The sequence below is a fragment of the Salirhabdus sp. Marseille-P4669 genome, assembly GCF_900240405.1.
Lineage (GTDB): Bacteria > Bacillota > Bacilli > Bacillales > Alkalibacillaceae > OEQK01.
Map to the genome: position 1 here is coordinate 52,726 of NZ_OEQK01000008.1, position 24,846 is coordinate 77,571.

Annotated in this window: 31 protein-coding genes and 1 riboswitch; of the genes, 8 read left to right on the forward strand and 23 right to left on the reverse strand. The window is 36.7% G+C overall.

Annotated features, from left to right (window positions below; translation table 11 throughout):
* Nucleotides 1-63: 63 nt before the first annotated feature.
* Entirely contained in the window at nt 64-537 is a 474-nt protein-coding gene (locus C1A05_RS14780) for a YkvA family protein (RefSeq protein ID WP_306373269.1), read from the reverse strand.
* 158 nt (nt 538-695) lie between these two features.
* Here C1A05_RS14780 and C1A05_RS14785 point away from each other — a divergent pair, with 158 nt between their 5' ends.
* Both C1A05_RS14785 and C1A05_RS14790 read left to right on the forward strand, forming a co-directional pair.
* Nucleotides 696-1,379: a peptidoglycan recognition protein family protein gene (locus C1A05_RS14785; RefSeq protein WP_102029021.1), complete on the forward strand. Its 684-nt coding sequence runs from the start codon at nt 696-698 to the stop codon at nt 1,377-1,379.
* 50 nt (nt 1,380-1,429) lie between these two features.
* Nucleotides 1,430-1,539, forward strand: a riboswitch (SAM riboswitch).
* A gap of 101 nt (nt 1,540-1,640) precedes the next feature.
* Nucleotides 1,641-1,967 carry a hypothetical protein gene (locus C1A05_RS14790; RefSeq protein ID WP_102029022.1) on the forward strand — a complete coding sequence of 109 codons (327 nt, stop codon included), beginning with the start codon at nt 1,641-1,643 and terminating at the stop codon, nt 1,965-1,967.
* A gap of 41 nt (nt 1,968-2,008) precedes the next feature.
* Here the strand turns inward: C1A05_RS14790 and C1A05_RS14795 are convergent, their stop codons facing one another.
* Entirely contained in the window at nt 2,009-2,494 is a 486-nt protein-coding gene (locus tag C1A05_RS14795) for a hypothetical protein (RefSeq protein ID WP_102029023.1), read from the reverse strand.
* A 443-nt stretch (nt 2,495-2,937) separates the two neighbouring features.
* On the opposite strand from C1A05_RS14795, the gene C1A05_RS14800 reads away from it, so the two are divergent.
* Nucleotides 2,938-3,492, forward strand: a complete 555-nt coding sequence (locus C1A05_RS14800; protein WP_102029024.1) for a thioredoxin family protein — start codon at nt 2,938-2,940, stop codon at nt 3,490-3,492.
* 70 nt (nt 3,493-3,562) lie between these two features.
* Here C1A05_RS14800 and C1A05_RS14805 read toward each other — a convergent pair whose 3' ends face one another.
* The 3 genes from C1A05_RS14805 to C1A05_RS14815 all read right to left on the reverse strand — a co-directional run bounded on the left by C1A05_RS14805 (nt 3,563) and on the right by C1A05_RS14815 (nt 6,407).
* On the reverse strand, nt 3,563-4,759 hold the full coding sequence (locus C1A05_RS14805; protein WP_145997323.1) for a thermonuclease family protein: 1,197 nt from the start codon (nt 4,757-4,759) through the stop codon (nt 3,563-3,565).
* A 163-nt stretch (nt 4,760-4,922) separates the two neighbouring features.
* Nucleotides 4,923-5,978 (reverse strand): M23 family metallopeptidase, encoded by a 1,056-nt coding sequence (locus C1A05_RS14810; RefSeq protein ID WP_234998584.1) that lies wholly within the window; start codon nt 5,976-5,978, stop codon nt 4,923-4,925.
* 123 nt (nt 5,979-6,101) lie between these two features.
* Nucleotides 6,102-6,407, reverse strand: coding sequence for an MGMT family protein (locus C1A05_RS14815; protein WP_102029025.1), 306 nt, complete (start codon nt 6,405-6,407; stop codon nt 6,102-6,104).
* Between the two features lie 156 nt (nt 6,408-6,563).
* Between C1A05_RS14815 and C1A05_RS14820 the strand changes: the two genes are divergently transcribed.
* Together C1A05_RS14820 and C1A05_RS14825 are read left to right on the forward strand one after the other, a co-directional pair.
* Nucleotides 6,564-7,238 (forward strand): NAD(P)H-dependent oxidoreductase, encoded by a 675-nt coding sequence (locus C1A05_RS14820; RefSeq protein WP_102029026.1) that lies wholly within the window; start codon nt 6,564-6,566, stop codon nt 7,236-7,238.
* Between the two features lie 12 nt (nt 7,239-7,250).
* Nucleotides 7,251-7,433 (forward strand): hypothetical protein, encoded by a 183-nt coding sequence (locus C1A05_RS14825; protein ID WP_102029027.1) that lies wholly within the window; start codon nt 7,251-7,253, stop codon nt 7,431-7,433.
* A 50-nt stretch (nt 7,434-7,483) separates the two neighbouring features.
* On the opposite strand, the gene C1A05_RS14830 is transcribed toward C1A05_RS14825, so the two are convergent.
* The 5 genes from C1A05_RS14830 to C1A05_RS14855 form a co-directional block, all read right to left on the reverse strand.
* Complete coding sequence (locus tag C1A05_RS14830) at nt 7,484-8,134, reverse strand: SDR family oxidoreductase (RefSeq protein WP_102029028.1); 651 nt, start codon at nt 8,132-8,134, stop codon at nt 7,484-7,486.
* 258 nt (nt 8,135-8,392) lie between these two features.
* Entirely contained in the window at nt 8,393-8,890 is a 498-nt protein-coding gene (locus C1A05_RS14840; RefSeq protein WP_102029030.1) for a PadR family transcriptional regulator, read from the reverse strand.
* A 12-nt stretch (nt 8,891-8,902) separates the two neighbouring features.
* Nucleotides 8,903-11,368 carry an ABC transporter permease gene (locus tag C1A05_RS14845; RefSeq protein ID WP_159462091.1) on the reverse strand — a complete coding sequence of 822 codons (2,466 nt, stop codon included), beginning with the start codon at nt 11,366-11,368 and terminating at the stop codon, nt 8,903-8,905.
* Nucleotides 11,337-12,050: an ABC transporter ATP-binding protein gene (locus tag C1A05_RS14850; RefSeq protein WP_102029032.1), complete on the reverse strand. Its 714-nt coding sequence runs from the start codon at nt 12,048-12,050 to the stop codon at nt 11,337-11,339. Before C1A05_RS14850 ends, C1A05_RS14845 begins: the two co-directional genes overlap by 32 nt.
* Nucleotides 12,051-12,063: 13 nt before the next feature.
* Entirely contained in the window at nt 12,064-12,501 is a 438-nt protein-coding gene (locus C1A05_RS14855) for a hypothetical protein (protein WP_306373270.1), read from the reverse strand.
* Nucleotides 12,502-12,884: 383 nt separating this feature from the next.
* Between C1A05_RS14855 and C1A05_RS14860 the strand changes: the two genes are divergently transcribed.
* Both C1A05_RS14860 and C1A05_RS14865 read left to right on the forward strand, forming a co-directional pair.
* Nucleotides 12,885-13,667 (forward strand): ABC transporter substrate-binding protein, encoded by a 783-nt coding sequence (locus C1A05_RS14860; protein ID WP_102029034.1) that lies wholly within the window; start codon nt 12,885-12,887, stop codon nt 13,665-13,667.
* Between the two features lie 174 nt (nt 13,668-13,841).
* Nucleotides 13,842-14,720: an alpha/beta fold hydrolase gene (locus C1A05_RS14865; RefSeq protein ID WP_102029035.1), complete on the forward strand. Its 879-nt coding sequence runs from the start codon at nt 13,842-13,844 to the stop codon at nt 14,718-14,720.
* A gap of 178 nt (nt 14,721-14,898) precedes the next feature.
* On the opposite strand, the gene C1A05_RS14870 is transcribed toward C1A05_RS14865, so the two are convergent.
* Nucleotides 14,899-15,480 carry a nitroreductase family protein gene (locus tag C1A05_RS14870; RefSeq protein ID WP_102029036.1) on the reverse strand — a complete coding sequence of 194 codons (582 nt, stop codon included), beginning with the start codon at nt 15,478-15,480 and terminating at the stop codon, nt 14,899-14,901.
* 211 nt (nt 15,481-15,691) lie between these two features.
* Here C1A05_RS14870 and C1A05_RS14875 point away from each other — a divergent pair, with 211 nt between their 5' ends.
* Nucleotides 15,692-16,879 carry a YbfB/YjiJ family MFS transporter gene (locus tag C1A05_RS14875; RefSeq protein WP_102029037.1) on the forward strand — a complete coding sequence of 396 codons (1,188 nt, stop codon included), beginning with the start codon at nt 15,692-15,694 and terminating at the stop codon, nt 16,877-16,879.
* Nucleotides 16,880-16,919: 40 nt separating this feature from the next.
* Here C1A05_RS14875 and C1A05_RS14880 read toward each other — a convergent pair whose 3' ends face one another.
* The 12 genes from C1A05_RS14880 to C1A05_RS14925 form a co-directional block, all read right to left on the reverse strand.
* Nucleotides 16,920-17,102, reverse strand: a complete 183-nt coding sequence (locus C1A05_RS14880; RefSeq protein WP_102029038.1) for an aspartyl-phosphate phosphatase Spo0E family protein — start codon at nt 17,100-17,102, stop codon at nt 16,920-16,922.
* A 217-nt stretch (nt 17,103-17,319) separates the two neighbouring features.
* Complete coding sequence (locus C1A05_RS14885) at nt 17,320-18,051, reverse strand: LytR/AlgR family response regulator transcription factor (RefSeq protein WP_102029039.1); 732 nt, start codon at nt 18,049-18,051, stop codon at nt 17,320-17,322.
* A gap of 355 nt (nt 18,052-18,406) precedes the next feature.
* Nucleotides 18,407-19,672, reverse strand: a complete 1,266-nt coding sequence (locus C1A05_RS14890; RefSeq protein ID WP_102029040.1) for a mechanosensitive ion channel family protein — start codon at nt 19,670-19,672, stop codon at nt 18,407-18,409.
* A gap of 401 nt (nt 19,673-20,073) precedes the next feature.
* Nucleotides 20,074-20,895 carry a CAP domain-containing protein gene (locus C1A05_RS14895; protein WP_234998586.1) on the reverse strand — a complete coding sequence of 274 codons (822 nt, stop codon included), beginning with the start codon at nt 20,893-20,895 and terminating at the stop codon, nt 20,074-20,076.
* 211 nt (nt 20,896-21,106) lie between these two features.
* Complete coding sequence (locus C1A05_RS14900; protein ID WP_102029041.1) at nt 21,107-21,550, reverse strand: GNAT family N-acetyltransferase; 444 nt, start codon at nt 21,548-21,550, stop codon at nt 21,107-21,109.
* 84 nt (nt 21,551-21,634) lie between these two features.
* Complete coding sequence (locus C1A05_RS14905) at nt 21,635-21,862, reverse strand: DUF3953 domain-containing protein (RefSeq protein WP_102029042.1); 228 nt, start codon at nt 21,860-21,862, stop codon at nt 21,635-21,637.
* A gap of 313 nt (nt 21,863-22,175) precedes the next feature.
* Complete coding sequence (locus C1A05_RS18105; protein ID WP_159462092.1) at nt 22,176-22,337, reverse strand: hypothetical protein; 162 nt, start codon at nt 22,335-22,337, stop codon at nt 22,176-22,178.
* Between the two features lie 24 nt (nt 22,338-22,361).
* On the reverse strand, nt 22,362-22,616 hold the full coding sequence (locus tag C1A05_RS14910; protein WP_102029043.1) for a hypothetical protein: 255 nt from the start codon (nt 22,614-22,616) through the stop codon (nt 22,362-22,364).
* A gap of 304 nt (nt 22,617-22,920) precedes the next feature.
* Nucleotides 22,921-23,496, reverse strand: coding sequence for a hypothetical protein (locus C1A05_RS14915; RefSeq protein ID WP_102029044.1), 576 nt, complete (start codon nt 23,494-23,496; stop codon nt 22,921-22,923).
* Nucleotides 23,486-24,211, reverse strand: coding sequence for a class I SAM-dependent methyltransferase (locus C1A05_RS14920; RefSeq protein WP_102029045.1), 726 nt, complete (start codon nt 24,209-24,211; stop codon nt 23,486-23,488). Before C1A05_RS14920 ends, C1A05_RS14915 begins: the two co-directional genes overlap by 11 nt.
* Before the next feature lie 80 nt (nt 24,212-24,291).
* Nucleotides 24,292-24,447 (reverse strand): hypothetical protein, encoded by a 156-nt coding sequence (locus C1A05_RS18200; RefSeq protein ID WP_200816508.1) that lies wholly within the window; start codon nt 24,445-24,447, stop codon nt 24,292-24,294.
* 21 nt (nt 24,448-24,468) lie between these two features.
* A complete protein-coding gene (locus C1A05_RS14925) occupies nt 24,469-24,822 on the reverse strand; it encodes a hypothetical protein (RefSeq protein WP_102029046.1) in 354 nt (117 codons plus the stop codon).
* Nucleotides 24,823-24,846 lie beyond the last annotated feature (24 nt).

The following is a 24,846-nucleotide window of genomic DNA, read 5'->3' on the forward strand; positions in this document are numbered from 1 at the left end:
ATTTACCTCCCTATTTGTTTTCCTATATCTTTTGCTCTAGCTTCAAAACCTACTCTTCCATTTTTACATTTTATTATCAATTTCTGTTGTATCGATGTCATCATCCCCAAACCAGTCTCGGAGTTTTTGCTTTGCTAAGCTTTTAACATCGTCATCAATGTATTGTACTACTTGATATAAAGCTGCACTTAAGACACCGAGATCATCCACATATCCAACACCTAACAACACATCTGGTATGAGATCTATTGGCAAAATAAAATACCCTAAAGCCCCAGCAATAGTTGCCTTTGTTTTTAACGGAATTTCCTTTTTTTGTAATGTATAAAACAAAATCAAAACGACATAAACCACTTTGGATCCTGCCTTCTTTGCGAACCTTTTTAACTTATCCAATAGCTTTTGCTCGGAATAATGCTTTTGGTGTTCCTGAATGGAAGTATTATCGAATTGTTCAGCTCGTTTTTTCGCAATTTGGATGTCATATTCATCCATATGGAATTGTTGTCTTTTTCTTTTTCGGAATTTATCAAACACGACAATCCTCCCTTTTTAAGCTGTATAACTTATCATGATGCAAAATGCTTCGAGTCATACTTTCCTTTCGTATCCTTATCCGCATGATTTTGTAAAAGAATAAACCTTTTCTATATATCCAAAACTAATAAAAACACAAAAGAAAGGAAAACAGCAGTATGAGGCGATTTCTAATAGGTTTAATGATTATTATGCTAATCTGTCATGTGAATGCTCCATTACATGCAGATGGTAATCATACGATAATGACTCGAGAGGAATTTCAAGAGTGGCTCTTCAATCAAAACGTAACGAGGAAGGTAACATTAATTCAGCAGCATCATACCTGGGCTCCATCCTATAAGCATTTTAATGGTTCAAATCATCATCGATTGTTAGAAGGTATGCGGAACCATCATATCAAAAAGATGGGATGGAACAATATTGCTCAACACATTACGACATTCCCTGATGGTAAAATAGCCATCTCACGTCCACTTAACTCGATACCAGAAGGCACAATTGGAAAAGAAGCAAATGCTGAAGGTATTACCATTGAAAATCTTGGCAATTTTGATGCTGGGTATGATGTGATGACAAAGGAACAGAGAGACACTATCGTTTATATCACTGCCCTACTTTGTATTAAATTCGGTTTAACTCCATCCATTGATAGCATTACGTACCATCACTGGTGGCATTATAGAACGAAGGAACGAGTACTAGATAACGCTGATGATAAGGATGTAAAATCCTGTCCTGGCACTTCCTTTTTTGGTGGTAATACAACGAATGACGCAAAAAAATACTTTTATCCTTTAGTATCTAAAAAAATCAAAGAAATCAAAGCGACCATGGAATAATTCATTTTCTAAGTTAAGGAACATATGGTATAATAAATCTTAATTAAATAAGGTTATCTAGAGTGAACGAGAGAACTGGCTCAATGACTTCACAGCAACCTGCCTTAGGTAAGGTGCTCCAACCAGCCAAAGTAAAGTAGGACACTTTGGATGATAACGGACGGCGAAAGGCTCTATGTTACATTCAGGTGTAACATAGAGCCTTTTTTGTAGCGAGCTGAGCTAGATGACCTTTTTTATAATTAAAAAGGAGGAAACAGTATGAACGCAAGTGGAATGATTAGAGGGTATTTGGCCAAAAACCAAAGTAGGGAGCAGTTTCTTCATTTTGTTCTTTCTACTATTGAAAAACAATTAAAGGAGTGGGATGAGGACTATAAAGTAATGCTACTAAAGTTACGTAATTACGAACTAATTGTACAAAATGGTAAGGAAATTTATAATGTGACCATTTCAGAGGAAGAACTAGAATACTTACAAAGCAAATCACCGTTCTCCTTGGATCGAAAAATCTGGGATGACCTTAAGAGTCATGGCATTACAGTTCGGAGGCAAACTGGCAACTATTTAGAATATGTATATTTGTAATAAGGAAGAGGACAGGGATATTAGCTGAACCCTGTCCTTTTTCAGGATGATTGTAACTTCTTATCGTATAAGTATTGAACGCCATATAGAATAAACGCTTTATGATATAGATAAAGAAAAAATTGAAAAGGATTCAAGCGGTGCAGGCCAATGATTTTTATTTTGTTCAGCAATTGGATACCCACAAAGGCAAACATGCCATCGGATATCGCATTGAGTATAAAAAACTTTTTTAAATCTCCATTTCCTAACTTCAACAACCACATCGACAAGGGCATATATGGCCCAATACTGAAGGGAAGTTCGTTGGTAAGATACGATTTTTTCCGATCGTAAAACTTCCACCATTCTAATTTTTGGCCAATCTTATGACTGATAAGTTCTAGAATAAAGATGACAAAACTAGCGAACCAAAATCGTTTCACATTTCGTTTACCTAAAAATAGGATTGAAAGCCATGGGATAACGATAATCACAATATTAAAAATGAAATGGATGGTAGAAAGCTTTTTCCTCTTTTTATACATCGATGTATTCTCCTTAATTACTGTGAAATAATACTTTCTTAAAATATCCAAAGAATAGGTTTTCTATTCTAGCTATAAATTTATATAAAAATCGTTTCGCTTACCTAAATAAGCAAAAAAACAGCGGTCTAAACCGCCGTTCTTTTCATTTCCCTCTCGCTATTTGTTGTAGTAATCTTTTTCCCTCTTTTGTTAAATACACACTTTTATTGTTTAGCAATTTCCGTGCTAGATTGGGAGTCATATCATGATATAGAGCCATTTGATTCTCTCCTTTTATATGATTATGATTATCCTATTCCTATTATCGACAAAAGAGTGTACAAGTGCACTACGGTATATGTGGAATTTTTATAGAATAGACAGCGATTTGAATTATTTTACGTATGCTTCATTCTTCCCGTAAAATAGAGGTAACAAAATTACATAAAGAGGTGCTAATTATGAAAACGGAACAACAATATTTTGAAGAAGGTAAATCTATTCAAAGCTATATGGATGATATGCGTACATTAAAGCAGGAAAGCCTTTCTGTTTATGAAAACTTCCAGTTACCAAACGATGGATTCACTGATGAATTAAAGAAGCATTCGGTTCACTTTTTAACTATTACAGAAGACTGGTGTGGAGATGCAATGATGATTAATCCCGTGATTCGCAAAGTTGCAGAAAGTGCAAATATAGAAATGCGGGTAACATTAAGGGATGCCGATACCGATTTGATCGATCGTCATTTGACAAATGGTGGGCGTGCGATTCCAATTGTACTTATCTTAAATGATGCAGGCGAATTAATTGGAAAATGGGGTCCTCGTGCTCCTGAAGTACAGCAAATTGTGGATGACTATCGAGCAGCACTTCCCGCTAAGGAAGATGAGACTTTTGCAACAAAGCAAAAAGAAATGTACCGTACGTTACAACATCGATATGCTACCGAAAAAGAACTATGGCAATTTGTGTACAATAGCTTTAGACAAACTGTATTAGAAATTTTATAAAAACGAACGTTAAAACAATAAAATGCTCGGAAAAAAGCAAGTTTTTCCGAGCATTCATCATGTAAAGTCTTCAAGGCAAACTCTCACAAACGAAACCATCTCCATCTGTTCCATCCAAGTTATGAGGGTCACGATTCGGTCCACCTGCTGCAATAAAAAAGGCTTGTGCCTCTTCCTGGGTACGAAAATCTCCACAATCTCGATCTGGACCCGATGGATCATACGGACCCGTATATGGACTTGTGCCCACCTGTGGATTGGGTGAGCTTTTCTTTTCTTCTTCATGCTGATTAAACCCATCAGCAGTTACATAACCATCTATACTCCAAATTCCTTTTTTGGCATTTTTTGCACGGTTTTGAGCCTTCATAAATGCACTTGAATGGGTGTATGGGGGATCATAGACATAGGCATATCGGGCAAGTCCTTCTTCTAAGAGCATTTGATTAAAAATAGAGTTCCCAATCCATAAATACCCTAGCAATCGATCATATTTATCCCGCTTCGGTCCGTCATATTCCACTTGGACTTGTTTGTTTAGTAACGTTTTTTTAGCAAATTGAGAAGCTTCTGGGCCAAATTGTTGCACAGGGAGACTTGGGTGTTTTGTTTCTGGAGTATCTACTAATAAAAGACGAATGGTTTCGGTAGTACCATTTTCAAACCTTAACTCAATCGTATCTCCATCTACCACACGCGTAACAGTAGCTCGTGCAAAACCTTCTTTTGGTACGTCTTCCTTAGGAGTTGAAGGTTGTTTGGCTTCCTCTTTTTCTTTTACTGGTTGGTCTTGCTTGCCCTCATCAGCTGGTGCTTGCTCTCCATCATTCTTTTCACTACCATCTTGTTCTTGCTCTTTCTCCTTTTCCTCTATCGTATCCTCTTGTTCATCCTTTTTTTCATCTTCCTTAGCTGGTGTTTGCTCCCCATCTTTCTCTTCAGTACCATATGGTTCTTGCCCTTTCTCCTTTTCCTCTCTAGCATCCTCTTGCTCTTCTTTCACGATGTATTCCTGTTTTTCGTTTTCGGGTGCTTTCGTTTCATTAGGCATTGGGTTCGCAAACCAAGAAAAAGCCAAAACCACTCCAACTACCATCAAAATTACCGGTACAGTAGATTTTGTGTTTTGTTCTCGATTCTGTTTCCATTTGTATAATCCATAGACTGCTATACCAATCCCAAGAAATCCAACAAAATGTTTGATAATGAATCCAATAATTGCGATAACTAGAACAATTGCAATGATGGTAACGATAATCTGTCTCATAAACGTAGTTGTTCCATCTCCTTGTTTCTAATTGTTTGGATGTGGAGTTTTGTTTATCATCACCCCTGTCCATTACTTCGAATACGCTTGTTCCGAACTCCCTAATAATGTATCACGTATAAAAAATGCTATTCTCCATGAAGAAGAATAGCATTGTCTGATCTTACTCAATTCCTATTACGGATTCCCCACGGACTGGTTCCTCTCCGTTTTGGAGCTTTATTCTAATCGAAGTAGCCTTTTCCCACTCTATACTATCTGCTACATGATAATGAATATGTGGTTCAGAGGAATTCCCGGAGTTCCCTACCAAACCGAGTAAGTCTCCTGCATTTACTTGGTCCCCCTCTTCCACCTTTACAGATCCTTGCTTCATATGGGCGATGACACTGTATTCGTTATGCTCGTGCTCAATAATAACATGGTTACCAAGTGGCTCTTGTGCATTCGTTTCTACTCCCGGTTTATTATCCGGTATCTCATTCTCCACGGATACAACTTTTCCTTCACCTGGCGCTAAAACTTCCATGCCAAAAGCATAATAGCTTTCATTTTTCGTTGGGTCCCCTTCATAGGAGAAATTGTCTTTAACAATGACAAAATCGTAAGCATATCGTTGGACTGGTAATGCATAATGGTAATTCACAAGCTCATTTGTACCACCCCAAAAGACATACCATTCCCCAGCCATAGGCAGCTGATATTCGTTTTTCGTATACGCTTCATCGCCTTCAGGATCAGAACTAATAGGCATTAGTTGAATTCCTTCAATTGTATTGTCCTCCGCAATAAGCGCGCGAATGCCTTTGTCCCCACCATCACTTATCCATTGATATTCTGTTAAGTCTTGAGTAGGAAACGAATGAGTAAGCTCATAACTTTGGACTCCTTCATTAAAATCTGCACCTAATCGTTCAAATTGATCCAAAGGCACCATTTGTTTAAACGAATCACTTGTTTGATTGTATATTGCTTCTGTATTATTAGCTAAGAAATATTCAGGGATTTCCTCTGGTGTAATAGGTTCTTGCTGCTTTGATTCTTCAGATTCCTCGGTTTCCTTTTGTTCTGAAGGACTTGTTTCTTCTTTGGTATTTGATTCTTCCGTAGACTTAGAAGTATCCTCTTGCTCTTTAGTAGAATTTTCATCTGATTTGCTACAAGCCACTAAAACAAAAGTAAATAATAGGATTATCGACAACTTCATGTAATTTTTCATATACTTTACTCCTTTTTTTATTATCGCTAGTATTCAGTACGATAAATTGGAGTTAGATGTTTCATCAAAGTATGGAAACCCATCTTTGGACCTATTCATTTCCACTATATTAAACACCCATTTTTATTTTTGCCACTGATATTCGTTTAAATTCACCTTGGTATTTTGATTCACTTTTACACCTTCTATTTGTAAATTTAAAATTTGCTCCTGAAACAAATCTTCACTTTTTATTACGATTTCTCCTTTAGCATTTAGTACACGGTACCATGGCAATTGGTATTTTTCACTCATGGAATGAAGGATCCGAACTACTTGTCTCGCAGCCCGTGCATTCCCAGCAAGTCTAGCAATCTGCCCATATGTCGCGACTTTCCCTTGGGGGATTGCTTGAATGAGTTGAATCACTTTTTCTGTGAAGGGTGTCATAGGTAGGTCTCCTCCTAGTTGGTAAAATAAAATTCTATGTTTTTATTATAACGTTACAAATATAGAATTCTCCCTTTAAAAGCTATACCTTTTGTGATTTCACTAAAAAGTATTATGATAAAGTAAGAAAATTAGTTGGAAGAAAGGAAGTCCATTTTGAAAACACTTTTGATTGTTTCTCATCCCGATATTATAGAGTCAAGAAGCCAGCAGTATTTTTTGACCTCCTTAAAAAATAACGAAAGCGTGACGATTCATCATTTAGAGGCACATTATCCAGATGGAAAAATAGATATTGCCAAAGAGCAGGCACTCCTTGAACAGCATGATCGGATTATTTTCCAGTTTCCATTTTATTGGTATAGTGCTCCTCCCCTTCTAAAGCAATGGCAGGATGACGTATTAGAAGAGGGCTTTGCTCATGGGGCAAGGAAAGCATTAGCCGGTAAGGAATTTGGTTTGGTGTTAATGATTGGAGTATCGGAACGGGAATACCAAGCAGGTGGAGATGAGCTTTTTACAATTAGTGAGTTAACAAGGCCATATCAGGCTATGGCGCATAAAGTCGGAATGATATATTTACGTCCCATGTCTATTTTTCAATTTGCTTACATGGAGGACGATCAGAAGATGGATACATTGATTCACTATTGGCAAATGGTAACGATGGAAAATAATCATCAATTGGCTACTCGTGAAAAGTGGATCATGGAGGCATTACAAAAAATTCAATCCCAAGATTTAGAAACCATTAATTTTACCATTGAGCAAATTCAAGAAAATCGTGACAAGATAGACGAATTGAAAATGGTATTAGACGACATGTATTAGGAGGATGTCATTTTGGAAAATAACGAATGGATACTAGAGCAAATTCATCAAGCGTATGAAAAAAGCGACGATTACAATACAAGGACACTTCTTAAGGCTGCACAGGATATCATCAAAGAGCAAGTAAAGCGCATTGATCAAATGGAAGGCGAAATGGAAGGGACCATTTGGAGTCCAAGAAGATGGAGTGAATAAAATAAAGATGGACCAGTTACGATAGGTCCATCTTTATTTTTGAATTTGTGTTATATGGAATCCACTGCATTCTTAACCGGTGTGGAGCCACCAATCACTTGAAATTCCTTGCCGATTGTAGCTTGATTCTCTAAGCACGCCACAATGACACGGGCTATATCTTCTCTTGGAACTTCGCCAATTTCAAGGTCAAATCCTGCTGTAATTTCCCCTGTGCCTTTATCATTCGTTAAAGCTCCAGGATGAATAATCGTATAATCTAAATCTGTTTTTCGAAGCCATTCATCTGCATAAAATTTAGCCGCAACATAAGGAGCAAAGGAAGGTGGAGCTGCAAGAATTGCTTCTCTTCTTGTGTCAAAAGAGCTAATCATAATAAAACGTTTTACTCCAGCACTTTTCGCTGCTTCTACTGTTTTTATCGCACCATCTAGATCCACCATGATGGTTTTATCTTTTCCTGTATGCGGTCCTGAACCAGCAGTAAACACAATCGCATCCACGCCTTTTGCAGCTTTGGCAATCGTATCAATGCTTCCTTCTAGATCTACCAATGCTGTTTCCGCACCCAAATCTTCAAAAAACGCAGCCTGTTCCTCCTTACGTATCATTGCTTTTGCATGTAAATTGCTGTTTTCCTGAATAAAAGTCACAAGATGCTTGCCGATTTGTCCATTCGCTCCAACTACTAAAACATTCATATTTATCCACCCTTTCTGAGTATCTATGTATTAATCCTAAAACCAATACGGAGCAATGTCTAGAAATACAGCTTCACGAATAGTATTTGATAAAGGTTGAAAATGATAACAAATTTTGGTTGTACTATTCTTTTGGTAAAATTCACCCAACATTTCATAAAGCGCACACCTCTACAACACCCCTTCCAAAATTGTCCATTAACAGGAAAATGCTTGGATAATATATACCCAAGCATTTTATCAATTGCTATCCCTTTTTTAGACATCCGCAATCATGTCTAACCATTTCAAATCGGCCTCTAAATGAAGCAGAGCACCTTCGATTAACATCTTCATTGTTTTATTATCCATTATCACCATTTGTTTTTTCAAATGCGTGAGATGCAAGACATCTTTTAACATCGTTTCTTTTTGATTGCGAATCATCGTTTGTTTATTTTCGTATGATACATGACTGGCACAAAGAAATTTGAAATAAAACTCATCTTTCAACAGTGACCTTCCAACAGGCTTCTCTAGCCAAGACCAAAGCTCCTCTTGCCCAGCATTTGTGATAGTATAAAGCTTCCGATCCTTTTTATCATGTCCAGGTGAAGTTACAAATTCGTCACGCTCTAACCGATCGAGTGTCGTATATACTTGGCCAGCGTTTAACGGCCACATCCCTTGAACCAATTCCTCGAAACCTGTTTTTAATTCATAACCGTGTCTAGGTTTTTCATATAACAAGGCAAGTAATGAATGTTTTACTGACATGAAAATCCCCACTTATTCATAATTTATCGCTTCTTTCACAGGTATTCGTGATGCTGCTCTACTTGGTAACCATGATGCTAAAAGTGTAAAAATTATTCCACCTGCCACGGCTAAAGCGAAACTATTCCAAGGTATGATAAAGCTTACTAATCCTTGTGCATCCTTCGAAATACTATTTAGATAAATAACCAAAATACCATACAGCGTTCCAAAAATCACACCAACAATACCGATAAATAAACCTTCTGCCACAATCATACGTCTCACTTGTCCTTTTGTAAATCCAATTGCACGCATAGTACCTAACTCTCGTATACGTTCCATCGTATTCATAAATAACGTATTGCTTACGCCGACTGCTGAAATAGCAATGATTAGCAGCAATAGTCCTTGCATTAATTCTTCCATTCCTGAAATGGCACGAGTGGTTTGTTCAATATTGTTTGTAACTGTATCGGTATTCGCAATATCTGCACCAAACTGATTCCAAATTTCACTTAATACAGTCGAAATGTGACTTTCATCCTCTACATCTAGCATAACATGATAGCGCCCTGGCCAGTTCAATTCATCGCTCATCACGCTTTCCTCTACTATTCCTACATAATTTGAATAATGGGTTGTTTGGGCAATTCCTTTCACGAAAAAGGCTTGCTCCCCAGCTGGAGTATTTAATGAGAAAACATCCCCAACCTCTCCTCCCCATTCTGTAAGAGCACGCTCACCAACATAGATAGCAGGATAGTCACTCTCTTGATCTGTTTCATCTGTTACCATAAATGGTAATGAGGATTGCTCCGAATAAGACATTAACGAAAACTCTCGAAGTTCATTATCCTTTGTTAGCCATGTTACATTTGGAATTTCTTTATATGCAAAAGCTGTTTGAACCCCTTCCATTTCCATAAGGGAACCTAGCTCTGAATCAGTCCATGGTGTTTCTTTCTCTACAAGGATGTCGCCACCATACGTAGCTCGTATTTCCTTCTCCATCCCCTTAGGTAACGCCTCTAATGCTGCACTCATAAATAGAGCTAGACAGACACCAATAGCAAGCATTGCGGTTGTGTTTGCTATTCGATTTTCAAACTGTTTGATCGATTGTATCGCCTGTTTACCGGAAAAGCGGAACAACAACCCGACTATTGGATGGAGACAAAATCCAGCTATTCTCATCCACAGCGGGAACAACAAGACAAGTCCGATGAATAAGAATAGAAAGGCCCAAACGTTATCAATTAAGCCAATTCCTGTACAGACGAGACCGATTATAATGCGAGCTCGATGTAGTCTCTTAAAACCAGTTTGTGTACCGTTTTTATTGAACATCCCCTCTAATATCGGCGTCCTCCCAGCCTTATAAAGCGGTAGTGCTGCCGCCAAAAATGGAAATAGGAGTCCAATAATAATAGAAATGATGATTGGTTCCCCAAGTACTAGGTCATAGCTGACTTCCTGGCTTGAAATGGCTGCTATTAAAATATCCTGTACAAAAACCCCTAACCAAATGCCAATCCCAATACCAAAGAAGGTTCCAATAACAGCTAGAAATCCAGTTTCTCTTAAAATCAGGCGTATGACACTACCAGATGTATAACCCAAGCTTTTCATAATAGCGATCTCTTTTTTACGCTCTAGAATACTCGTATGGATCATATTAAATGCGATAAACCCACTTATAAAGATAGATAGAATTGCAATGAGATCAAAAACAAAATACATGTCATCTACATCATTGTTCTGTTTACTATCCATTACAATTGGTTGAACAAAGAGGCTCGTGCCTGCTAAGCCAGTTTGATAGGTTGTAAGTAATTCATTCTTGTTTGTGTCCTCTTTCACACGAAAACGATAGTTGGATATTTGGCCTTCCTTACCAGCCCATTTTTGCAATGTCTCTAATGGCACCATTACACGAAAGTCTTTATATAGCGCCTCCTCCATTGTTTTGGGACTATTTAGCATCGCCCCTTCATACACAATCGCGGTAATCTCCATTTCTCCCATATCTTGAAATGTTACCTTGTCTCCAACTTTTTTCTTCCAAAGCTTTGCTGCATTTTCGGTAATTATCAATCCCTCTTTTGTTACATCCCCGTCCTTTACTGGTAAGGCAATCAACTCATTTTGAAAGTTGGAAACACCAGTAAATCGGACAGAGTTTTCTGCGAGGCTCCCAGATTCTTGCTCCACAAAGCCATGGACGAATAAGGAGGATACAGAAGCATCAATTTGTTCCTGTTCAAGTACTTCGTTCCATTCCTGCTCGGAAAAGAAACGATCACTACTTTGAACCCAAAAATCAGCCTCACCTGCATATAAAGCCTCCTGCTCCTCCATCAAATTGGCAAAGGTCCCTTTAGCGATAAACATGCTTGTCATAACTGCTACACCAAGTACAGTAGCTATTAATGTGAAAAGGAATCGTTTCTTGTGACGAGTTACATTACGCCATGAAACGAGTAAGGAACTTAGCATAATCGTCATCCTCTCTTTTCACTTCTGCTTCAATAACACCATCTTTAAACAAAATGATTCGATCCGCATACCCCGCTGCAAACATGTCATGCGTCACCATCACAATTGTTTGCTTACGCTTATAATGAAAGGTTGCTAATAAATCAAGAATATCTCCAGAGCGCTGTCTATCTAAGTTACCCGTTGGCTCATCTGCCAGTAATATTTTCGGATTATGAATGAGTGCTCTAGCTATAGCTACCCTTTGTTGCTGCCCACCACTTAATTCATGCGGAAAACGTTTCTCATATCCTTTTAAATCTACCGCTTCTAGTAAAGTTTCCACCTCTTTTGGTGATACCTTCTTCCCATCTGCGTGTATTGGAAAAACAATATTTTCATATACCGTGAGCGTTGGCAGTAATTGATAGTTTTGAAATACAAACCCTATTTCTCTACGCCGAATAAGTGTACGTTGCTTTTCCGATTTAGAGGATAATTCAGAGCCTTGCAGCTGAATGTTTCCTGATGTTGGTATGTCAAGCCCACCTAATAAATGCAAAAGGGTCGTCTTACCGGAGCCACTTGGCCCAATAATACAAACGAATTCTCCTTCTGAAATTGAAAGGTCTACCCCTTTCAAAATAGGTACTTTCTCATTTCCAGTTTTATATTCTTTCGTTACATTTGAAATCTCAATCATTACATTCACCTCTTTATTTTGATGGAAATACGGTGTAAGACCAGGAATAAATAAAATCCACAATAAAAATCAAGCCCCAAATCATCGAAATTCGATACAACGAATCATTTGCATATGGTGTTTCTTCTACATTTTCCGTTCCAATCCAAGATAGGTCTGTGAGATAGTATTGAACTTGATCGAAATGATTTAAGCTGTAGGACAAAAAGATGATCTGAACGAATAGGAATAGCAACAAATGAATAATGGAGCTAATCCGGTATTTTTTCGCAATGTATTTCGGATTTTTTTGTTTTTCCATTACGTATTTATCTTGCTCTGTTAGTAAATCTACTCCACGAAAATTACCAATTTTTGATCGCATCCACCGGTCTAGCTTTTTGAAATCACTAATCCCAAACGTACAAGCGTACACTAAGAAGACTGTAATCACGATCTGGAAGGTTGACATCTCCCCTGTTTCCCGATAAATAAGGAAAGCGAGCACGGCCTCTAGGACGAGTAATAAAACAAACAACAGAAGAAACATCAAACTGAATTTTTGTTTCAAGAAGAAATAACGTACAACTCCAAATAGTAGGATAGACAAAAGGGAGATAACCTCTATGAAAATAAAAATCTCCCATTGATATTGCACCATGAATTCGATCTTGAACACCACCTTTTTATATACTGAGTATTTATATACTGAGTATATGTATACCGAGTATATATGTCAACAACTTTTGAATTAAACTTTTCGACAAAATTGAAACTGTAGTATATGGGGGCACATAACTTCTACTGTGGTACAATGAATTTGTCATTATTCCACAGTCTCAAGGAGGAATCGAAATGAATAAGAAAATCGTTGACCATGTGGGACGAACCATTACTTACTCCTATCCACCAAAACGTATCATCTCCATAGCACCAGGACTAACCGATACCTTATATTCCCTACAATTAGAAAACGAGATAGTTGGAAGAACCCGATACTGCATCCACCCCAAGAATAAAGTAGAGCAAGCAACAATCGTTGGCGGAACAAAAAAAATAAATCTAGAAAAAATACGTAAGCTCAAGCCTGACCTTATCTTGGCCGAGAAGGAAGAGAATACAAAGGAAATTGTCGAATTACTAGAAAAAGAGTTTCCTGTTTTTGTAGCAGAAGTCCAAACGGTTCAAGATGCGTATCGCATGATTCACAATTTAGGAGTAATTACAGATCATAAACCACAGGCAGAAGAGCTACAAACAATGATTCAAACTGCTTTTCAAACGCTTCCTAGTATCGATGGAAAACGATTCGCCTATGTTATTTGGAAGAAACCATATATGGTCGTTGGAAATCATACATATATTCAAGATTTACTAAAGACATTCGGATTAGAAAATGCCTTTTCTTCCTATGAAGGTCGTTATCCAATAGTATCAGAAGAGGATTTTCATAAGGCTAAGCTGGACTATATATTTCTTGCAACAGAACCCTTCCCCTTTAAAGAGGAACACAAACTAGAGTTTACGAAACAGTTTCCAGATGCGAAAACGATGATTCTCGATGGCGAAATGCTTTGGTATGGTCCCAGAATGCTGGAGGCAGCTGCTTATTTCAAAGAAGTATTTCAGTTTGAATAAAAAGAGCACATCTCTTTTAAATTAGGATTAATTGAGGCACAAAGAAGAAGGGGGAAACACCGGGTTTTCTTTAGAATACTGCGGGTTATGGATTGGAACTTTATGTTAATATAATGGAGATAGGTTAGGTATGTATTAGGCTATGAAAATAATTTTCATAGAAGGGGGATTCTTATGAATAGAACAATTCATAAATTAGAGGTTGATGGAGTAACCATTGAGTATTCGACGATAGGAGAAGGGGAACCAATACTTCTATTCCATGGCGGTCATTCGAATTGTAAAGAAGAGTTTGGATTCCAATCCTTAATCGAAAATGGCTATTCAATCATAACACCGTCACGAGCAGGTTATGGGGAAACTTCCAAAGAAATAGGGGATAACCTACTGAAAGCTTGTACATATTACGCAAAACTGTTGGACCATCTTGAGATCGAAAAGGCACACATTATTGCAATATCAGCAGGTGGACCTACTGGTATCCGTTTCGCTTCTTTATTCCCAGAGAAGGTTCTAAGCTTGACACTGGAGAGTGCTGTATGTAGGAAATGGTTAACCAGGAAAGACCTGGAATACAAAGCAGCTCATATTATTTTCCGTCCATCTACAGAATGGCTTACTTGGAAGATGTTAGGTATGTTCAGTTCTTTACTTCCAACGTTTATCTTTAAAGTGATGGCTGCTCAATTTAGCTCCCTTGATAAAAAAGGAATAAAAGAGCGCATGGACCAGAATGACGTTAAAGAGTTTAAAAGAATGAATACACGTCAACGTTCCGGTCATGGTTTTCTAATCGATATTAAACAAACGAGTGACCTAACAGATCAAGATTTAAAGAAAATCACCTGCCCAACATTAATTCTTCACAGTAAAAACGACGGCTTTATACCACTAGATCATCCACAACATGCACATGAAACTATCCCTTTGTCCGAACTACATCTACTAGATTCCTGGGGGCATTTAATTTGGCTAGGTACTGCTGCAAAAGAACGTGATGAGAAGCTTTTATCCTTTCTTAGAACAAATAAGCGTACGATTCAAGTAATGTAATGGAATGGGGCTTTGAGCTTGGCAATGTTACCGTACTACAGCAATTAAACAAATAACGGGCTCCTAGACCTTCTCTATGAGCCCAATATAAAAAACACCAGAAAAAAAGCCACCAAGCAACCACTTAGTGACCAAAAATGTTAATAAAAATAGCAACTGTATAACTTTATATCAGAAATCACTCAAAATCTTCGCTCCACCACTCTGTCTTTTCCTCGAACGGTATGCGTGGGCTTTCTTCCTTTGTAGTATTTGGATAGCCAAGATAAAGGAATCCGAGAATTTGTGCATCCCCTTCTAACCCAAATAGATTTTTCATTTTTGGATGATAACATGGGGCTCCTGTACGCCATATAGCTCCTAGTCCTAGGGCATGAGCAGCAAGCAACATGTTTTGGATTGCAGAATTAACAGCACCAATTTCTTCAACTGGAAGGGCCTTCGGATGTTCAGAGGGTACAACTGCTGCAGCAATTATGACAGGGGCACGAAATGCTTTCATTTCTTGCCCTTGTAAGAGAAGCTGATTTTCTTCTGTTGTTGGATCATCCATTTTTTCCGCTGCAATCTCTGCTAGTGTTCGACCAAGCGGGCGACGACCCTCTTCTGTTAATACGAAAAACTTCCATGGTTCTGTTTTATAATGACTAGGAGCTCTAGTACCCGCTTCTAGTATTTTATGAATCTTTTCTTTTTCAACCGGATCTTGTTTTACCTTACCAATGCTTCTTCTCGAATGTATCGCTTCAAATATATCCATTTTTACACCTCACGATTCTAACAACTACTTTTAACTATAAAGAAGGGGGAATTTTTTTGCAATGAAAAGAAAGCCCTCTCAATCCTTATTTGTCCTTAAAATCTATTCATTTTCATACCTATTTATACCAGCTATAATAAAATAAATGATAGACATGTTCTACTCATAAAAGCTTTATGATATTATAATACCAATCTTGGGGGTGGAACAGATGAAGCAATCGATTTTATTTCTAATAGGTGGTCTATTTTCCTTAGCTATTGCAATGGGGATTGGTAGATTTGCATATACACCTATTCTACCACTTATGCAAGAGGAGCTTGACTTCTCCAATGCCATTGCTGGGTATCTTGCCACAAGTAACTATGCTGGATATTTAGTTGGAGCAATATTTTTAAGTTTCATTCCCTTTACAGGTAATCGAATACGCACTTTTCGAATTAGTATTTTAATTAGTATTGCTACTACCATTTTGATGGGGATTATGGATTCCTATTTTATTTGGTACATACTAAGGTTTGTCTCCGGTGTAGCAAGTGCATTTGTATTTGTATTATCCTCGAGCATTGTATTGGATACGCTCGCTCGGAATGGAAAATCTAGTATTTCTGGATTGTATTATGGTGGGGTTGGCTTTGGAATCTTTCTATCTAGTGTTATTATTCCTCCTCTTAACCAGTTATTTAACTGGCAAGGAGCCTGGATTGGTTTAGGTATGTTGAGTCTATTTTTTGCAATCTTTGTTTGGATTTGGTTAAAAGAAGCTCAACCGCCTGAGAAAAGGAAGAGAGAAGAACAAACGAATACATCAACTCCTTCCAAAAAGTGGCGTCGCTTACTAATTACCATTTATGCCTTAGAAGGGCTTGGATACATCGTAACTGGAACATTCATTGTTGCGATTGCAGAGCAGTCATTAGATTTTCAAGGTGATGCAACTACGGTTTGGCTAGTCGTTGGATTAGCAGCAATCCCATCTTGTATCGTCTGGTCCATGCTTGCTGAGAAATTCGGACACATTAAGGCATTAATTATTTCCATGACCATACAAGCAATTGGTATTGGAATTCCTGTATTTATTTCAACTAGCTTTTATTTAATCGTAAGTGCTCTACTTTTTGGTGCTACATTCATGGGAATCACGACACTTGCAACGTCTTTAGCACGGCAGATGTATCCGATTAACAGCACTCGGATTATCGGTTATATGACCGCTGTGTATGCCCTTGGTCAAATGATAGGTCCAGCAATTTCAGGTATCCTTTCTACTTATACCAATAATTTTAATGCTGCCTTATTAGGAGCTGCAGGGATTGTTTTACTTGGGGCATTACTTCTTTTGGGTGGAGTAATTGGAGAAAGAAAAGCAGATTTGGCAGGTGTTTCAGGAAAGATATGAAGGGTCACTTAAATAAGGTTCATTCCCAAAAGGATGAACCTTATTTTTCTTTCAAATTACTTTTAATATATTCATTAATTAGTTCATCAAGCACTTGGCTGTTATATACGGTTTCTTGGTGAGTTAATCCCAACTCATTTCCAATTTTAAGAAGATGCGCCCTACAGTTTTCAATTTCGGAACGGAGTGTCTTATGATATGGAGTAACGTTGTTATTTCCCATATAAATACCATCCTATTCTAATTTCAGGCACAAAATGCCTATTTCTTTTGTCTTATCATATAGTTTCTGGAATAGAATGTCTAATCGATTTAAATCATAAAATGAACGATTTCAGACATCAAAGGATTCCATTTCAAACCATGAAATCGACATTTGAAACAAAAGTTTAATAAAATAATTTTTTTCACAAAAAACCCATGCCAGGAGAGCATGAGTTTTAAAAGGTTGATTTGTAGTTTTTTAACGGTATAACCATATTGTTAGAGATTTTCGCGGTATAGTCAAAATCTTTAAAATGAGCAATATACTTTGTTCCTTTTTGTTCGATTACCTCTAAAAAGTCAATGTTCAAAATAAAAGACTTGTGACTTCGTATAAAACGTTCATCTAATTGTTGATGCAAGCTCGTTAAAGCTTCATACGTTTCATTCCGTCTATTATACGTGTGAATGACAGATTTTCGTTCCACTCGTTCGATGAAGATTATCTCATCAAGAGGAACGAATATCCATTTGTAATTCTCCTTGATCATTAAGTTCTTTCTATCGGGAGAATGAAAGGGTTGCACATTTTGATTTTCATCCAAATCTTTTTGTAGCTCTATATGATTTGTAACATTAATACAAGAACCAACAACCTCCACCACTTCACCTCCGACAATAATCGGCCTTAAGGAAGCAATATAGTAAATGCCTTTACTTCTACTTTCATATTGTACAAATTTTCCTTTCCAGGCTTCTTCATAATATGTAAGCTTTCGATTGGCATGGTCTAGTGGTAAGAAATCATATAATGTTTTCCCAATAATCTCTATTGGTGTATGTCCTAATCGATTCAGTAATTCTCCTTCAATCTTCGTATGAATAAAGTCATTACCTTTTCTAATAAAAGAATACACCATTCCACAATGGTCTAGATTCAATTTTCGTACATATTGGAAGTCACTCATTCTATACTCTCCATTACGATTGAATTTGGCTATGATAACTACATTGAATTGTTACCTATTGCATTAACGAATGTTTTAACAGTTGAGGAATAAACAAAATGCGTGTAAAGAGTAAAGAGTTCTAGATGTATTTTCGAGGAGGCTTCACATTAATTATAATAATTCAAATTTTATAATTAATATTGATTGTTTTCAATATAAAAATGAAATTCGTCATGCATAAATTAAAAATTATATATAACCTTCTTTACTTACTAGGAAACCATCTCCATTTACTGGCATTCATTCCAAAGCAATAAAGGATATTAAAGATGACGCGATAAAATATCGCGTCATTAAGACAGTCTATGATTTCCTATGATTGTTCATTGGTTTTTCCAGAGTTATCATGAAAAGACGCCATACTTCTCAAATCATTCCCAGTTGGATTCTGGAATAATCGAATTCCAAACTCTGGTGCAACAGCAAACAAATGATCAAAGATATCAGCTTGAATGGTTTCATATACTGGCCATCTAATATCATTTGTAAAGCAATAGATTTCTAAAGGCAGCCCATGTTCTGTAGGAGCTAATTGTCTTACCATTAAGGTCTTTTCCTGGTGAATCCCAGAATGGTGTTTTAAGTAATTACGAACATACGCACGAAACACACCAATATTTGTGAGTGCCCGGCCATTCACTGGATTGTCTCGATTGATCCTATTTTCTACATTGTATGCCTCAATTTCCTGCTGTCTCTCCGTAATATACTCCGAAAGATAGTGGATATTTTTAAATTTCTCAATCATCTCTTCTGTACAGAACATAATACTCGTTTTATCAATGAACAAAGAACGTTTAATCCTTCGTCCACCCGAGTTTTGCATCCCTCTCCAGTTTTTAAAGGAATCGGAAATCATTGCATAGCTTGGGATTGTTGTGATTGTATTATCGAAGTTTTGTACCTTAACCGTATTTAGGGAAACATCAATAACATCCCCGTCCGCTCCATACTTCGGCATTTCAATCCAATCCCCAACTCGAACCATATCATTAGATGACAATTGGACTCCTGCGACTAGTCCTAATAGGGAATCTTTAAATACCAACATAAATACTGCTGATAAAGCACCAATACCGCTTAAGAGAATTAATGGACTTTGACCAATTAAGCTCGAAATGACCAAAATAGCCCCAATAATAAAGATGAAAATTTTCCCAACCTGGATATATCCTTTAATTGGCCGTGACTTTGAAATTTCATAGGTTTGGTAAATATCGTTAATCGCATTTAGCAAGCTGTTGATTACCATTAGCATAACAATAATGATATAAGCAATCGCCGCTCGTTCGATTACAAATTGGTAGTTTGGAAACGTGGAAGCAAAGAAATAAATAATCAGCGCTGGAACAATGTGCGATAGCTTATGAAAAACCTTCCGCTCTAATATTTTATCGTCCCACGTAAATTTATTCTTCGTCACAATTTTGGTAATAATCCGCATGACTACCTTTTTCGTAATAAAGTTTGCAATCACACAAAGTAATATAATCAATAGGATTGTTGTCGCTATGGATAGATATTTTGCTAACGTTGGGTCCATATTGTAGCGAATAAAATAATCCTTTATGAATTCCATTGCATCCCCTCCGTATGTAAAAGTTATGCTTTAACTTGTGTTGAAGCATTATGTTGATCATTCGTAATGGGATATTATCCATTATAGCAGAAGACATTCATATTCTCTTTTATGAACCTCAAAGACTTAATCATATCAATACAAAAGGTAAGCAAATAAGCACAATCGAGCAGATAAGTAAACAACTGGACACCATTCTTGGAAGCATCACTTGCCCAGCCCCTATACCATCCTGAAAATTGGAGCTTATTTGGATACAAATCTTAAGTTTCACTCCCCTTTTTAGTTGATTATAACAAATCACTAAGTCGAACTCTCGGCTAATTCAATAAATATACCTTATCTAAAAAAACAGCCTAGTTAAGGTCAACTAGACTGTTGTATTTTTTTAAAAACATACCTTATTTTCGTATGAACATTTGTGCTGCATAATGACCTTCTTGAACATAACCTACGCCTATATGTGTAAAGCTTTCACTTAAAATATTAGCACGATGCCCCGGGCTGTCCATCCAGGCTTGTACTAGACTTTCAGCAGAGGGATAGCCATATGCAATATTTTCGCCTGCTGCCGTGTACTGAACACCAAAGTCTAACATCATATCGAAGGGCGAACCATATGTTGGACTAGTATGATCAAAATAACCTAACCGCTGCATATCCTGCGACTTATACCAAGCAACTTCACTTAACTTATGATCTATTTGAAGTTCCGGTAATCCGTTTTTTACTCTTTCCACATTCGTATAGCTAACGACGTCTTTTTCGAAGGAGCTTATTCCTCCATAAGAAGAACTAGAAGGTTTTTCCTCTGTTGGTTCTGCTGGAGGATTTGGTACAGCTTGCTTCTCCTTGTTTTCATTTTCTTGACTCGGTTGCTCTTCCTTAGCCTTCTGTTCGGCAATTCGTTTTTCCTCTTCGACACGCTGTCGTTCGGCTTCTTTTTGTTTTTCTTCCTCAATCCGTAATCGTTCTGCTTCCTTTCGCTTTTCTTCTTCCAACCGTAATAGCTCTGCTTCTTCCTTTGCCTCTTGCTCAATACGTTCTTTTATAAATTGAATTTCAGTCTCAACGTTCCTTGGCATTTCTTTTAATGTAAGCAGTTTTGCACTATGATTAGAGGCCATCTGTGTATCTGATTCTTGCTGAAAGATTTGGAAACCCCAAAATACAAAACCGATTACGAGTAAAACAAGAACGAGCATACCCCATTTAGACTTCATATTGACACCTCATAATTTCATCGTTTTCTAGTAGCAATGTACTTTTTTCAACTGCATTTTCCTTAGTTATAAAATACCATGGAAATAGGGAAACCACATTTAGTAATAATTGGTTTTTATTTATACATTTCCTCTTAACTTGTCCTTCACAATAAGAAGAACCACTAATTGATATAGACAATTAGTGGTTCAAATGTACAAATCGATTCGATTATCCCAACGTTAACTCATAATGATAGAAGTCTTCATCCTTTTTGTATCCATTCTTTTCGTATAATCGTTGGGCAGCATAATTATCAGGCGCTGTACTTAGGCTAATGCTGTTAGCACCCGTTTCAACAGCGTATGCCTTCGCTTTATGTAAGAGCAATTCCCCTACACCATGTTTTCTAGCATGCTCAACGACATATAAATCATTCAAAATCCAGGCTTTTTTCATTGAGATGGATGAAAAACTAGGATAGAGTTGTGTAAAGCCAACATATTCATGTTCATTTTTGGCAATAAAAAGAATAGATTCCTTTTGTTCCATTCGGTTTTTAATGTAATTCCGAGCACCATCTAAATCTGCTTTTTGATGGTAAAACACACGGTATAAATTAAAAAGCTTAGATACCTCGTCTAAATCTGCCATTGTTGCTTGAACTATTTCCATATTTCCCCCACCTTAATTGCTGGATTTTTTCTATTTGGTTGTTCATTAAGCATACATAATCAAGTATAATACGAAAACCTTATACTAGTTTGATAAAGAAAAGAACGCGACATACATATCAAATCCAGCCACAAGAAACAGGACGACTGCAGTTGCCTTTTTTTTCACTCGAAATTCTAACACGCCCATTGTTATTAGCAGTAAACCTAACAAAATTAGCGAATAAGTCAGCATTTCAAAAACATCTGTAACAAAAATATAAACTGCTAAAATAATTACAATAACTGCTAAAATTGATCTAACTAATTTCATTCCTAAATTCCTTTCTCTACCATTCTTTAATTTCCAACCGAACACACCATTCCAAAGTGTATATATTTTGAATTATATTTGCAACACTTGTATTTTATTTCCTTTTCTTTTGGAAAGCACCTAGCAAACTAGCATCCTGCCATTCCAGCGTATACATACATATTCAAATCATATCCCTCTTTTTTTCATTATACCACTGTTTTTTAGATATCTAACCCGAACCATTAAACAGAATACAAGCAAAACTTTCCATTCCCCTACATCCTAAATGATTTTAAAAAATACTGCCTTATCAGATCAATCAAGAATACATTTAATCTATATTCAACCTTTTTGAAAAAAGATCCACGATTATCCCGAATAATCCAATTCCTAAAATGATATACCCATACATATTTTTAGCCCCAAAAAATGAATGATACAAGCCGACCCCTGCGACTAAATAGGAAATAATAACAAAAAATATTCGTTTCATCTGTTCCTCCACCTTTTTCATATATTAAGCGACTAGTAAATACTTTGTAAAATAAGCAGCTAAAATTAGTAGAATAATCGTCATAAGCCAACTTATAATCCCCAACCATCCAAACCAATAAGCGAGTACGTTCGTTATCACAATAAGGTAAAAACATATTGGAGTTAAGGCACTTTTAAATCCTGTTATCCTTGCCTTTTTTCTCTTTGTGATAAGAGCCATAATGGAAATAAGAAAAGCAACTAGTAAAATGATCGTTAAAATAATAGGTATCCACATTCTGGTCACCTCTTTTTTATGTACAACATGATTGGACCTTTATTCTTTTACAAGCCATTAGTGCTACTCATCCTTTATAAATCTTATTATACTATTAGCATTTATGTTCTGAACCCTATTTTTCCATACTTATTACTATCTAGCACATTTATATTCTATCTTTTCTTGTAAAACTTCTTGTTTTCCATTCCTTACAAAACGCCCACAAAAATATTAACATATTATTCCAAATCATTCATGTTTTTTAACAAAATAAATAGACGATTCCTATATAATCGCCTAATAAATACCTTTCATTCCTTATCTATTCGGTAACTACTGGTAGAATGCGATACTCCCAGTGGGTTCTACACTCAAACAATTTATAATATCCTTCTATTTCATCCTTCGTCATATAGCTACATTGTTGTGGGGCATTGTTAAAAACATCCTGCACCTCCCCCTCATAGGTTTGATAATAAGTCATATCTGGTCGCACTTCAATCCAAGCTTGATTAGCATTTGCATCATATCTCGATTGTAAATCGTAAATAATCGATCCTTGATTATCAACCTTAACAACTCGAATTTCCCGTTCATTATCCTGTCCATTTTCTCCTGCAATCTCCATGAATTCTTCTAAAATTTTAACATTTGTCAGGGTATTCGCTTTTAATACAATATCTGATTCATTCGGGACATATTCTTCAATCGGCTCTTCATTTGATTCATCAGGTACTTCTGATGAATCATCCTTTCCATCAATGGATGTTTCAGATTGCAGTTCTTCTTTTGTTGTTCCATCAGAACCATTTTGTTCTTCTGTTGTATTGCAACCAGCAAGGAATAGCGTGAATAAAGCTCCAAACATTACGAATAATCGTTTATTCCTAATTAACATCAAATTCACTCCTAGAAAATGCCTTTATAATTAAAAATGGAGGCTGTTTCAATATTCGATCATAACTTTGTGGCGCCTTTTCTTTAAATGTCCATGTAGGAAGGGGTTCGATTACTTCTGAAATTGTAAAATACTGAAGAGTATCGTTCATGATGTCTTGAAGAGGTCTTCGATAGTATACTACTTCGTATAATTTTCCTTCTTTATCCCATTCATCCGTAATAAGTTCCGTTGAGAAGTAGTTGGGATTCGGTAGTAAACCAATATCTGAAAATGGATGGTGTACAGAAAACAAAAGCATCCCATTTGGTTTTATGATTCGTTGAAATTCACGAAAGGTTTCGTTCCAGTCCTGTATGTAGTGAAGTGTGAGGGAGCTGATGATGAGATCAAAGGAGTGTTGTTCAAAAGGTAATTTTTCCGTTAAATCTAAACAAAGCACTTCTGCTTTATTTCCAACACGCCTCTTCGTAGCGTTTACCATTTCAGGACTAATATCACTAGCAGTCACGTTAGCTCCTCTATGAAGCAATTCATTAGTATACCACCCAGCCGCACACCCAGCATCGAATACTTGTTTACCTGTTAAATCTTCAGGAATCTGACTCATCATGGAAGGTCTTTCGTATTCACTATTATACAAACTTGATTTGTCTACACTATTTTCATAAACCTTAGCAAGCTGATTAAAAGCATCTATTACTCGTTCTTTCATGGATTCACCCCTTTTATAAATATCACTTTTCGGCTTGAGTCTATGGTGTATTTAATAATACTAAGAATCATCCATTTGCCTTAAAATATCAAATTTTTAAGATACAGAATTCCAACTATTAACCCTCCACCTAAAATGACAAATAAACCAACCATCACAAAACCATAAACAAAGCCTTTCCCCATTGCGAACATATCTAAAAACATCTCTTTAATATAATTCCTTATTTTTCTCATAAGCACCCTTTTTTTTCCTTTTTATTCACCCATCGCTGGAATATATCGCTTTTCTTTTCCATTGAAAATGGCGATTAGAATGTCACTGCGCTCCGCTGCAGAATAAATAATCGTGCCATCCGGTAATTTGTTCGCCATTCCCGATTTAATTTCTCCTACTTTATCCCCCAAAGTAAGAGACTTTTTATCTGCCCATTCTACTCGTATATAGACTCCACCATCTAATTCAAAATAGTCTGCGTTTGGATTCAATTCGACTATTTCTTCAACAGATAGAGCACCTGCATATTTCGTACTCGTTATTTCATCTGTTAAAATCAAATACGTGACAACCATAAAAACGATACAGATTATAAAGAAAATAAGCTTTTTCATAAAACCTCCCTATAAACATTCTGA